The organism is Clostridium nitrophenolicum (genome assembly GCF_055391695.1).
Genome location: NZ_AP042469.1, coordinates 2,480,893 through 2,493,317, shown reverse-complemented (window position 1 = coordinate 2,493,317; position 12,425 = coordinate 2,480,893). Strand labels below are relative to the sequence as shown.

Sequence of the window (12,425 nt, the reverse complement as noted above, 5' to 3'; positions counted from 1 at the left end):
AATCATAAAAAATATAAAAAAACAGCTCTGTAAAAGTAACTGGGCTGTTTTTATTAATATGCTTTCATATCAAATTTACTTACTATAATGCTTCAATATTACTTTGATATATAATCTTAAAGATAAAATACAAAGAGGTTTCTTATTTTATTATTAAATTTTAATCCTACTTCTTTCTTAGAGTAGTTTTTTCTAAGAAGCTGATATTATCAGATCCCTACTTTAAATATAATTGATATTAATAATCCAATAATTACAGCTAAATGATATTTTAATCCAATCTGACCTATAAGGCCCATTGTTCTGCCTTTTGTATGAATACTCTTACTATATGATAAAAAATTAGAAATTGACTTATAAGGAAATAATAAAATAACAATTACTACTACAACAAAAGGATAAATGCGTATCAACGCTAAGAGAAGTGTCAACGCAAGTAACATCACTACATTAATAATCCATAACTTCTCAGCGTTTTTAATTCCTATCAGTATAGGTAATGTTTTTCTACCAATTTTTTTATCTTCTTCTATATCACTTAAATTATTAGATAGTAATATGGTACCAATAAAGAGCGAAGTAGGTAATGCTACTAACACTGTATTTAAATTAAATATACCCGAATGAATATAAATCACCGTTGTTGTTATACCAATCCCCATGGTTATTCCAGATACAACTTCACCTATTGGGGTATATGAAATAGGTAAAGGTCCACAAGCATATAAAATTGAAATAATTTCACCAATGACAGCAACAAGTAAAATGTAATAGCTTGTTTGGCTCGCTATAAAAATACCAATTATAAAAGCAATAAATTGATATATGAATATAATAAACAAAACTTGTTTCGGAGTAATCTCACCACTCACTAAAGCTTTTTCCTTCTCCTTCTCTTTACTATCTGCTCCACGTTTAAAATCAAAATAATCATTAATCATATTAGTTGCACTTTGAATCAATATCATGGCAACAGATAATAATATAAGATAAATAATATTTAACTTTCCAAAAGCATACCTTGAATAAATTGAACCTAAAATTACAGGAACAATTCCTGCAACAAGAGTTTTTATATCCATAAGCTTTATTATTGTCTGAAAATTCATTTTCCACCTCTAATTACTCAAGCAACTATGTTTATCCGATGTCTATCGCCACTAACACCCCAACGCACTCTGTGAAAGCGATTCGCACCAAATCGGAGATTTTGGCTCTCTGCTTTTCTTAAAGTTGAGGATAAGTGGCGCTACGGCCCTGGATAACGGCTTCTAAGCTTCAGGTGAAGTTTAAAACTCCATTTGAAGCCAAGAATCCTGTTTATCATGATAAAATAGCTAGTCTTTATTTAACTTAATAATAGCATTTGTAACTGTTACATATGAAATCAATACATTATTTTCATCAAACATTTCAATACTCCAAACATGCGATGTGCTTCCTTTATGCATAAGCTTTCCTTTTGCTATAATATAACCCTCTATTTTCTTAGATTTCATATGATTTGCAGTAATGCTTTGACCTACTGCTGTTTGCTTCTTATCTATTTTTTGATTTGAAGCATAACCTGCAATAGTTTCTCCAAAGGCTATTGTGGCACCTCCATGCAAATAACCAAAGGTTTGGTCGTGAAATTGTGTTAAATTCATTTTAGCTTCAAGCTCATTATCATATACACGAATATATTCAATATTTAGGCACTCTATTAAATTCATGCTAATCACCATCTATTTTAATATAGTCAATTGTAAAACTATTTAATGTATTTTCGTCAATCTCTACCCCTAAACCATTGCCTTTTGGAATTTTAATTATTCCCTTTTTAGCTATGATTTCGGGTTTAATTATATCTTCTTTAAAGTAACGATTTGTTGATGATAAATCTCCAGGTATATAAGTATCTTTTAAACTTGCTAAATGAACATGTAATATTTTAGAAATACCACTTTCAAGCATACTTCCTATCCAATATTGAATATTATTTTTTCTACATAAATCAATCATTTGCTTTGCATAATACATTCCGCCAATGCGACCTATTTTTATATTTACTACTTTAAAAGCTTTTAATTCAATTGCTGTTTTTAAATCATTAATTGTTTGAATGCTTTCATCCAAGCATATGGGAGTTTCCATCTCTTCTTGAAGTTTTTGATATACTTGAAAATCTACTGAATCTAGCGGTTCTTCTATACAAAGCAAGTTCAATGTATCCAATTTCTTTAATTCTTTAATTTGATCAATCTTATAACTTTTGTTTGCATCTACTAATAATTTAATATTAGGATACTTTTTTCTAATAGCCTCTAACTTTACAAACCCATCACTTGGTTTAATTTTTATTTTAAAACGAGTATATCCTTCTTTCTGATATTGATCAATTTCTTTAATGAGATTGGGCAGATCCTGATCTCCTAATACAACTCCTGCATATATCTCATCATTAGTTTCTTCATCAAATATAATATCCATAATAGATTGCTTATGTTGTCTAGCATACAAATCTACTAAAGCATTTTCTAAACCTGTAAGTGCCATTGGATATGATAGATTTATCCACTTATGTATATCAAATGGATGTTTAATATCTTTTTGAATCAACTTAGGGATATAAGTATTTATTAACATAAATTTAGAGTCTATCAATGTTTCATTTGTATAAAATGGTTCATTAAATGCAACCACTTCACCATAGCCCTTATTTCCAAGTCCATCAATTACTTTAATTATAATTGTCTCTCGATGTTTTAAGCTAGTCTGTGATGTTTTAAATGTGAAATTTAAAGGCATTTTAACATGAAAAAGTTCTATTCTTTCAATTCTCATATAGCCAACCTCTTATTTATAGGATTGCACATTGGAACTCCTACAAATTCTTTTTTAATATTTTGCCTGATGCATTTTTAGGAAGCTCCTCCAAGTAAATAATTTTTTGTGGAATTTTATATTTTGCTAGTTTGTTTGAAAGATAATCCAATATTGTATCTTCATCTAATGAAGATACCACATATAGAACAGGAATTTGTCCCCACCTCTCATCTTTCTTACCAACAACTGCACATTCATTTATTTTAGGATGTGCATATAAAGCATTTTCAATCTCTTTAGGATAAATATTTTCGCCACCAGATATAATTATATTTTTGCGGCGGTCAAGTATATATAAAAATCCATTTTCATCTATATAACCTACATCTTCTGTATTAAAATAACCAGAAATTTTTTCTTTTCCTATATATCCGTCCATTAACATTGGACTTTTAATTAAAACTTCACCTATTCCTTTTTCATCAGGGTTTTCAATTCTAATATCCACTTCCTCAAGTGGCAATCCTACTGAATCAATTTTTTCTGGACACTCTAATACTGAAAATGTTACAGACTGGCTTGTAGTCTCCGTCATTCCATAGGTCTTATATATAGGAATACTTTTTATTATACTTTTTTCAACTAGTGAATTAGGAATGAATTCACCACCTACTAATACTACACGTAAATTATGCTTCTCAATTCTATCAATAATTCTATTTAACATAGTTGGTACAATTGATAGCATATTAATTCTATTGTTTTCAATTAGCTCTATTACTTGTTCTTCATTAAATTTTTCTAATATAGTAATTTTCGTTCCATTGTATAAACTTCGTATTAAGATAGATAACCCACTAATATGATACATAGGCAATACGACAAGCCAGTTATCTTCATCTGTTACTCCTAGACTTTTTTGTGATGCTTTTACATGAGAGTAAAGCTGTTTCCATCTAAGGGGGACTGATTTGAATTCACCTGTTGTAGCACTTGTATTCATGATAACAGCAATTTTTTCTTTATTAAATTCTTCTACTAACTTTATATCATCTTCCTTTTCATTTTTATAAACTTCACTAAATGATATAAATTTGTTATCAAAAGAAAATACAACTCGAATATTTAATACTTTCAATTGTTTTGTTATTTCTTCATCTGTCAAACGTGTATTAAGCATCAATACTTCTTTTTGCAAAAATTGGAGTGCTAAAAAGAAAAGTGCCATATCAACTGAGTTATTTGAATAAATGGCAACCCTTCTCTCATTCTTTACATATAGATATAGTCTTTTAGCTAAATCTATTACACTCTCATAAACCTCACTAAAGGTTAGATCGTTAATAAACTTTTTATCAGGTCTTTCAATGTTCCACTTTTTAAGCCAATTCATTTTTATCACCTTTATTAAATGGATTTCTTATTTTATGGATATTTCGGGAATTGGTCAAAATCAGGATCTCTTTTTTCTTTAAATGCATCTCGACCTTCTTTTGCTTCTTCTGTTGTGTAAAATAACAATGTAGCATCTCCAGCTAATTGCTGTAATCCAGCTAATCCATCTGTATCTGCATTAAAGGATGCCTTTAAAAGACGTATTGCAGTAGGTGAATGTTGCAAAATTTCTTTTGCCCATTTTACTGTTTCTTCTTCTAATTTATCGAATGGTACAACAGTGTTTACTAATCCCATATCAAGAGCTTCTTTTGCAGTATATTGGCGACATAAAAACCAAATTTCACGTGCTTTTTTATGACCAACAATGCGAGCTAAATATCCAGCACCATATCCACCATCAAAAGAGCCTACTTTAGGCCCTGTTTGACCGAATTTAGCATTTTCAGATGCAATTGTTAAATCACACACTATATGCAATACATGTCCTCCACCAATTGCATATCCATTTACCATAGCAATAACTGGCTTCGGTGTAACACGGATTAATCGCTGCAAATCTAAAACATTCAAACGTGGAATCTGATCATCTCCTACATAACCTCCATGTCCACGTACTTTTTGATCCCCTCCAGAACAAAACGCTTCTTTATCTTGACCTTGCCCATGATTTGCACCAGTCAAAATAATGACACCTATTTTGTTATCTTCACGAGCTATTGTAAAAGCATCAATTAATTCCATGATTGTTTTAGGACGAAATGCATTACGTACTTCTGGACGATTAATTGTAATCTTTGCAATTCCATCATATGTTTCATAAATAACATCTTCATAATTACGATTTAGTTTTTCCCAAGAAAACTTATTCATGCTATTACCCCTCCTAAAATTTTACTGATTTATACTTTTCTATAATTTTTATATTTTATAAAACTATTTATCCGATAGCTATCTGCTCTAATACTCCCATCTCCAAAGTGGAAGTAAAGAGCAGCTACACACCTGGATTCGTTCAACTAAGAATCAGGTGGGGGCTAAATGCCTAAATGGCATTTAACGGGCGGAGTCGTAGACAAACTCCATCTGATTCAAGTTTCACTTCATAAGAATTTATTTAAAACTTCAATAAATGCATTTATATCTTCGATATGAGTATTGTGCCCCACACCCTCTATTATCTTGTGCTTTATATTAGAATTCAGTTTTGTAAATTCATTACCTATTTGATTGTATTTTCTATCGTATTCTCCACTGATGTATAATACAGGCATCGGCAGATTGAATATTTGATTTTTCAAACATGGGAATTTCCCTTGTCCAGTGCATAGCAATGTGTTAGAAAGTGCATGAGCTCTATTTAATAAACGTCTTTTAACTATCTCATCGATAATAGATTTTGGTAATCTTCTTTGCGATTCAAAAATACTCAAACTTGACCAATATTCACTAAACCATTCTATTCCATTTTCTCTTATTTTTTTCGCTAGTTCTAAATCGCTTTTGCGTCTTTTTAATCGATTTACCAAATCACATTCACCATAAGATGCACTTTCTAGAACAAGCCTATCAATTTCATTGGGATAAGCTAATGTATAGGCTAATGCAATTCTTCCTCCCATTGAGTAACCTAACATTGAATATTTTTTTAAACCTAATTGATAAATGAGCTTATTTAAATGTTTGATTATTATCTCTAAGCTATAGCATTTACTCGACAATGGTTTGCCACTTTCTCCATGTCCAATAAGATCTATTAATATTAGCTGATAATCCTCTAATTCAAGTAGTTCCCATGTACTTAAATTTTCAGAAAAACCATGTAAGCAAATAATTGGTTTTCCCTCACCTTTTATCTGAAAGTGATATTTAATATTTTCAATTTCAATAAACATGATAACACCCTATAATGTTGTATATTTATCGTGTATTTTTTTACTTAGCTCTGAATCAATTTTTACTTCAATTAACTTAACTCCTTCTAAAGTTAATGCTTCTTTAAAAACATCTTCAAAAGCTTGATAATCCATTGCTTCATAATATGTTAAGTTATACAAAGTTTTTATACCCTCAAAGTTCATTCCATGTGGCGTTAAGAATAAATAGTCAAAACGTTTCTCTTTACTTTGTGGTAAATATCTAAAGATTCCACCGCCATCATTATTCAATAATATAATGGTTAAATTCAAATTATGTGTTTTTCCAACTAGCAATCCATTTAAATCATAGTAAAATGACAAATCACCAGTTAATAAAATCGTTGGTTTATCTGATGTAGATACACCTAGTGCAGTTGAAACAGTGCCATCAATTCCATTGGCACCCCTATTACACAATACTTTGATGTTTTGATTGCGAGCTTCAAAAAAGTAATCAATTTCACGAATTGACATACTGTTTGAAACAACTAATCGGCTTTCCTCTGGCAGCATATTTTGTAACTTTTGAATTAGTTTACCTTCAAATAAATTTATTTCATCTTTGGCACCATTTAATTGTTTACGCATTTGTTTTTGATAGTTTATCCACTTAGATAAATATTCTATGTTACTATTTTCTATAGAAATAGATTTAGCAAACAATCTTGGCGATGAAACAACATATTTTTTCGTAGAGAGAGATGGATTACGATATTCAAAGGTCTCATCTACTTGTATATATAAAACATCTTGATGCATAGACAAAAATTGCTGCAAACGTTTCGATACAGGAACTTGCCCAAAGTGAATAATAAATTCTGGCTCTAACTCTTTTTTAATAATATCACTTTTTAAAAATGCATCGTAACTATCAATAATAATATCTTTTGAGTAATTTCGTAAATTTGAGATTGGATCAGCTAATACTGGTGCCTTTAACCGATCACCTAATTCCAATACTTCTTTATGATAGTCTGAGTAAGCATCTCCACCACAAATGATAATTCCATTCTTATTTTTTAAAATTGAAGCATCAAATAAAAAACAATTTTCTCCTCTTATATATTCAAATTTGTCTTTTTGGCGTCCTATAGTAAAGTCCAATTTATCTAAATCTGGAATTAAAGGATCACGAATAGGTACGTTAATATGAACTACACCATATTCTTTTGACATAGCACTTGCATATGCTTTTTGCATCACCACACGTACATAGCGATACATATTTTCACTTTCTTCAGGTAATGCTAATTCTTCATAGTATTTTGTATAATCACCAAATATTTTATTTTGATCAATCGTCTGAGGTGCACCAATCTGACGCAATTCATGTGGACGATCAGCTGTTAAAACAATTAAAGGTACTCGTGAATACTTTGCTTCAACAATTGCAGGTAAATAATTTGCAACTGCAGAGCCTGAAGTACAAACTAATACAACAGGTCTTTCACATTCTTTGGCAATACCAAGTGCAAAGAAAGCTGCTGAACGCTCATCAATATTTATAAAAGTTTTAAAATCCTGTTCACAAAATAATAAAGCTAAAGGGGTAGATCGTGAACCTGGACTAATTACAACTTCTCGTAAACCTAATTGATACAATTCATCAACTAAAGCAGCAATATAATTTGTCATTCCTTTCACCTTTCTCTATAAACTTTCAATTATGGTTCTTAATTTGTTTTTAGTTTCAATATATTCAATTTCACAATTTGATTTATCTACTATGCCACAGCCCGTGTACGCAAAAGCTACATTTTCTCGAATAAGTGCAGATCGTATCCCCGCTACAAAAATACCATCTCCATTTTCATTTATTATACCAATCGGAGCAGCATATAATCCTCTTTCATGTTTTTCATATCTTCTAATTAATTCTAATGCTTTACTTACAGGACTTCCACCTAATGCTGGGGTAGGATGTAATCGCATTACCCATTCTAATAATGTGCTGCTTTTATCCTTTACATGGATACCTGAGTGCAAGTGATGTAAATTTTTAAGAGTTAAAATTCTTGTTTCATCTACTATTACTTCAGAGGTGAATTTTTCCATTACATCAACTATCGAATCAATAACAATTTGATGTTCATGACGATTTTTAGCATCATCTAGCAGCATATTTTTTTGTAATTCATCATTTTTGTCAGCTCGTAAAATTGTACCTGCCAAAGCATAACTTAAAATATTATCTTTTTCCTTTTGAACCAAAATCTCTGGTGTTGCTCCTAAAAAAGTTTTTCCTTCTTTAGAATAAGCAAATACAAAGCTATTTGGATTCTTTTCTAAAAGATTTTGTAAAACACTTTCTACGTTTATTAAAGTATCACATTCAATTTTAACTTCTCTTGAAATAACAACTTTATTTACTTCTTGTGTTGATATTGAATTATTTACACTATGAAACAATTGTTTCCAATCTTCATAATCTTCTGCTGCATATTTGTAAGAATGTTTGCAAATTTTCACTTCTGCATTTTCTATTTCAACTAAATCTTTTAAGTAATAAAGTGTCTGCTTTCCATCTTTTTGAACAAAGTAATATTCAAATGCAATAGTCTCATTTCCAATCCCTGCCCACTTTTCATCTTTGATTGAATCAAAAAATGTCATTGAGGAAAATGTATATAAATAATCCTTTGAACTTTCTTCTATAGAAAGAGTTTTTAAGCGTTTAGCACCAATAATAAACTCCTTTTTTAATGGATTATAAAATAGAAAACATTCTTCATTTTTAAAATGCTTTAAAAATGAAAGTGGGTTGTCTAATTTGATTTGTTTTTCCTGATATTTCAAATTACACACCTCCAATTATATATATATTTTTAGTTCTTTCATGGATTAATTATAAAGTCATACTATGAAGATATTATGAAGATGTCCCTACATTTACATAAGCATTTCTGGATTCATTATATCTTTTAGTATGGGTTGCCCAAAATTAAGATATCGCAATTAAGACTACTGACTTATCTTTCAGTAGCCTGAGCCATTTTTCCAATTTCATATTTTGATTTTAGGTTTATTATTTTATAAATTTTTTATATTACTAAATCTTATAGTAAAACTAGTCCCCTTGTTAACTTCACTTTCAACATCAATAGATGCTGAATGACGAATTAAAACATCCTTTACTATAGTCAACCCTATCCCACTGCCTTCAATTTTATTTCTACTCTTATCGCCTCTATAAAGTCTTTCAAATATAAAAGGTAAGTCTTCTTTGTTAATTCCAATTCCGTTATCTCTTATACTAACAATGATATCCTTCTTACTTCTAACTAAATTAACCCAAATCTTTCCTCCATAGTTTGAGAATTTTACTGCATTTGACAGAAGATTAATAAATACCTGTTTTAATTTATCTACATCTCCAACTATAGTATAATCTTCATCTGGTATTGCATTATAGGTTAAATCTATGCTTTTCTCCTTTAATGCAACTGAGAAGTCATCACATACAGAATGTAGTAACTTATCTATAGAAACTTCATCTTTGTTAATAGAAACTGTTTCTGAATCAAACTCCTTTAGAGTATTTAGATTATTTAAAAGTTTTCCAAATCTAATAACCTCATCATTCAAGCCTATCAACTGTTCTGTGGTTACAGGAAAAATCCCATCAATCATGGCCTCTAAATTGTTTTGAAGGATATTCAGTGGAGTTCTTATTTCATGAGATATATCAGAAACTAACCTTTTTCTTAATGAGTCCTGCTGCCTAAGTTTTTCTCCCAAAGTATTTATGCTATTTTTAAGCTTTTCAATTTCTAATATATTTGTATCTACATAGGTTCTGGGATTGTAATCTCCATTAGATAATTTTACTGATACATCGGATACTTCTTTAATAGGTACTGAAAACTGTTTTGAAATATAGATACTAATGATTATTACAATAAAAAGACTAAAAAAAATGCTAGCAACAATTCCCCTATTAATGGACAACTTAAAATTTATATCCTCAGCAGATACTAAAGCTGAAGAATATTGGCCTATCTCCACATAGCCAACATTATTACCGTTATATTTGATTGGAAAACTTGTTGTACTGTAAATTCCATTATTACTGTTACTACTTATGGTCTTAAAATGGTCTTCTTCTTTTACATCGTTTGGATCCATCATCCAAACTAATTTTTTATTTGAATCCAAAAGCGTTATACAATAATTACTCATATATGCCTCATGTTTCATTTCACTTCCTGAATCTGTTGTCCACTTTTTATCTCTCTTATAAACTTCTTCAAAATACTGTACAATTCTATCATTTCTTTTATTCTGAATATCCACCATATACGTATTAAACTTATTATTTATTATAGCATTTACAAAAACTGCAGTTAAAAGTATAGCTAGTATAGAACAAAATAAAATTATAATACTTAATTTCCTTCTTATACTATACATCAACTTTCACCACCAAATTTATAGCCTATTCTAGGCACAGTTAAAATATACTTAGGTTTTTTACTATCTTCCTCAATTTTCTTTCTTATATTTTTAATATGAACATCTACTGTTCTATCAAATCCTTCGAAGTCCATGCCAAACACCCTATCGATTAATTGTTCTCTAGTAAGGACCTTTCCCTTATTCGTTGCAAGAACATATAAAATGTCAAATTCATTAGGAGTTAGAGCTATTTCTTCTCCATTAACCCGTACAATTCTACTTTCTTTGTCGATTTGAAGATTTCCATTATCTAAAGATAAAACTGAGCTAGTATTTACCTCTAACCTTCTAAATAAAGCGTTAACCCTTGCAACCAGTTCTCTTGGACTAAAAGGCTTAACTAAATACTCGTCAGCTCCAGTATTAAGGCCCTCTATTCTATCTTCTAATGAAGACTTAGCAGTAATCATAAATATGTGTACATCAGATTTATCTCTTATAATCTTACATATTTCTTCTCCTTGAATATCAGGCAGCATCAGATCTAGTATAATTAAATTAAATTCTATTGAATCAAATAATTCTAAACCCTTTAACCCGGTAGTTGAAGTATATACTCCGTAACCTTCCTTTTCTAAATATGCCTTTTGGACATTAGATATTTTTTCTTCATCCTCTATTATTAAAATATTATTCATTCTACTCACCTCAACTTAACATTGTTATAATTTAATTAGACTTAGCAGATTCTAACTTAACTTTTATGTCCTTTTCACTACCATCTGCACTTTTAACTTTCAGACTTATTGTGTTTCCCACACCTGCAGTATAAAGTTCAGTTTTAAAGCTAATCATAGTATTAGTTTGCTTACCATTAACCGATAAAATCACATCGCCTTTTCTAATCCCCTGCTTGTATGCTGGTCCCCCTATTATTGACTCATAAACATAAATTCCATTATCTACTTTAATATTTGTTGTAAATCCTGCCATTTGTTTGTCAACACCTTGGATACCTATAATTGGTGTAGCGAAACTTCCTTTTTCTTCAATACTCTTTAAAATTGGCTTTGCTAGATTTATAGGAATAGCAAAACCCATGCCTTCAGCGCTTGTAACTTTAACAGTATTCATTCCTATTACTTCACCATTTATATTAATAAGTGGTCCTCCACTATTCCCTGGATTTATGGAGGCATCTGTCTGCAATAAGTCCTCCATAAACACGCCTCCTTCTTCTCCTATGGTTCTATTCATTGCACTGATAATTCCTGATGTAACAGTTCTTTGGAATGTAAGCCCAAGTGGATTTCCTATAGCTACTGCAGTATCCCCTACACTTAAAGCATCTGAATCACCAAGTGGCGCTGCTACAAGTTTATTAGCATTAATTTTTACTACAGCCATATCAAGATTTTCATCTGCCCATACTACTTTACCTTTAACTTCTCTTCCATCATATAATGAAACTAAAATCTCATCTGTTTTTTTACTAACTACATGATTATTAGTTAATATATAACCTCTCTCATCTACTATAATTCCTGATCCAACACCTGATTCTCCCTGTTTGTATATTCCTGGATTAACTGTTGATGTAATTCCAACCACTGCTGGCATAAGTTTCTTAGCCACAACACTTATGGTTGAAGTTCCAGTCTTTTGACTGCTAATTTGTCCTTCTCCTTGTTCTTGCCTTACTTGCGTTGTTTTAGAAATTTGAGTACTAGTAGATGTATCTACATTGTAGATTCCAAATACTAAACCCGCCCCTACTAAAACTCCTAATAAAGAAGATAGAAAATATCCAAATTTTCCTTTGTTTTTATCTTTATTATTATCCATTTTAATCGCTCCTTTTAACCTACACCAGATTCTTAAAATTATTTTAATATTATTTTCATATAA

General features: G+C 30.3%; 11 protein-coding genes. All 11 read right to left on the bottom strand.

Going from position 1 to position 12,425, the window contains the following annotated elements:
- Positions 1–209: 209 nt before the first annotated feature.
- The 11 genes from ACZ5N4_RS11675 to ACZ5N4_RS11625 all read right to left on the bottom strand — a co-directional run bounded on the left by ACZ5N4_RS11675 (position 210) and on the right by ACZ5N4_RS11625 (position 12,362).
- On the bottom strand, positions 210–1,109 hold the full coding sequence (locus tag ACZ5N4_RS11675; RefSeq protein WP_464210102.1) for a prenyltransferase: 900 nt from the start codon (positions 1,107–1,109) through the stop codon (positions 210–212).
- Positions 1,110–1,337: 228 nt separating this feature from the next.
- Entirely contained in the window at positions 1,338–1,715 is a 378-nt protein-coding gene (locus ACZ5N4_RS11670) for a PaaI family thioesterase (RefSeq protein WP_464210100.1), read from the bottom strand.
- A 1-nt stretch (position 1,716) separates the two neighbouring features.
- Positions 1,717–2,826 carry an o-succinylbenzoate synthase gene (gene menC / locus ACZ5N4_RS11665; RefSeq protein ID WP_464210098.1) on the bottom strand — a complete coding sequence of 370 codons (1,110 nt, stop codon included), beginning with the start codon at positions 2,824–2,826 and terminating at the stop codon, positions 1,717–1,719.
- 40 nt (positions 2,827–2,866) lie between these two features.
- Entirely contained in the window at positions 2,867–4,201 is a 1,335-nt protein-coding gene (gene menE / locus ACZ5N4_RS11660) for an o-succinylbenzoate--CoA ligase (protein ID WP_464210096.1), read from the bottom strand.
- A gap of 32 nt (positions 4,202–4,233) precedes the next feature.
- A complete protein-coding gene (menB, locus tag ACZ5N4_RS11655; RefSeq protein WP_464210094.1) occupies positions 4,234–5,076 on the bottom strand; it encodes a 1,4-dihydroxy-2-naphthoyl-CoA synthase in 843 nt (280 codons plus the stop codon).
- Between the two features lie 230 nt (positions 5,077–5,306).
- Positions 5,307–6,098, bottom strand: a complete 792-nt coding sequence (menH, locus tag ACZ5N4_RS11650; protein ID WP_464210092.1) for a 2-succinyl-6-hydroxy-2,4-cyclohexadiene-1-carboxylate synthase — start codon at positions 6,096–6,098, stop codon at positions 5,307–5,309.
- Positions 6,099–6,107: 9 nt separating this feature from the next.
- Entirely contained in the window at positions 6,108–7,757 is a 1,650-nt protein-coding gene (gene menD / locus ACZ5N4_RS11645; protein ID WP_464210909.1) for a 2-succinyl-5-enolpyruvyl-6-hydroxy-3-cyclohexene-1-carboxylic-acid synthase, read from the bottom strand.
- A 15-nt stretch (positions 7,758–7,772) separates the two neighbouring features.
- Positions 7,773–8,918: an isochorismate synthase gene (locus tag ACZ5N4_RS11640; protein ID WP_464210090.1), complete on the bottom strand. Its 1,146-nt coding sequence runs from the start codon at positions 8,916–8,918 to the stop codon at positions 7,773–7,775.
- A 234-nt stretch (positions 8,919–9,152) separates the two neighbouring features.
- The gene (locus ACZ5N4_RS11635; protein WP_464210088.1) at positions 9,153–10,532 is read right to left on the bottom strand and encodes a HAMP domain-containing sensor histidine kinase; all 1,380 of its coding nucleotides are present in this window, start codon (positions 10,530–10,532) and stop codon (positions 9,153–9,155) included.
- A complete protein-coding gene (locus ACZ5N4_RS11630) occupies positions 10,532–11,215 on the bottom strand; it encodes a response regulator transcription factor (protein ID WP_464210086.1) in 684 nt (227 codons plus the stop codon). The genes ACZ5N4_RS11635 and ACZ5N4_RS11630 overlap by 1 nt, the downstream gene beginning before the upstream one ends.
- 31 nt (positions 11,216–11,246) lie before the next feature.
- Positions 11,247–12,362, bottom strand: a complete 1,116-nt coding sequence (locus tag ACZ5N4_RS11625; RefSeq protein ID WP_464210084.1) for a S1C family serine protease — start codon at positions 12,360–12,362, stop codon at positions 11,247–11,249.
- Positions 12,363–12,425 lie beyond the last annotated feature (63 nt).

Bases quoted from the DNA above. Each gene is read 5' to 3' on its own strand.
- ACZ5N4_RS11675 (WP_464210102.1), bottom strand. From the start codon at position 1,109: ATGAATTTTCAGACAATAATAAAGCTTATGGATATAAAAACTCTTGTT.
- ACZ5N4_RS11670 (WP_464210100.1), bottom strand. From the start codon at position 1,715: ATGAATTTAATAGAGTGCCTAAATATTGAATATATTCGTGTATATGAT.
- menC (WP_464210098.1), bottom strand. From the start codon at position 2,826: ATGAGAATTGAAAGAATAGAACTTTTTCATGTTAAAATGCCTTTAAAT.
- menE (WP_464210096.1), bottom strand. From the start codon at position 4,201: ATGAATTGGCTTAAAAAGTGGAACATTGAAAGACCTGATAAAAAGTTT.
- menB (WP_464210094.1), bottom strand. From the start codon at position 5,076: ATGAATAAGTTTTCTTGGGAAAAACTAAATCGTAATTATGAAGATGTT.
- menH (WP_464210092.1), bottom strand. From the start codon at position 6,098: ATGTTTATTGAAATTGAAAATATTAAATATCACTTTCAGATAAAAGGT.
- menD (WP_464210909.1), bottom strand. From the start codon at position 7,757: ATGACAAATTATATTGCTGCTTTAGTTGATGAATTGTATCAATTAGGT.
- ACZ5N4_RS11635 (WP_464210088.1), bottom strand. From the start codon at position 10,532: ATGTATAGTATAAGAAGGAAATTAAGTATTATAATTTTATTTTGTTCT.
- ACZ5N4_RS11630 (WP_464210086.1), bottom strand. From the start codon at position 11,215: ATGAATAATATTTTAATAATAGAGGATGAAGAAAAAATATCTAATGTC.
- ACZ5N4_RS11625 (WP_464210084.1), bottom strand. From the start codon at position 12,362: ATGGATAATAATAAAGATAAAAACAAAGGAAAATTTGGATATTTTCTA.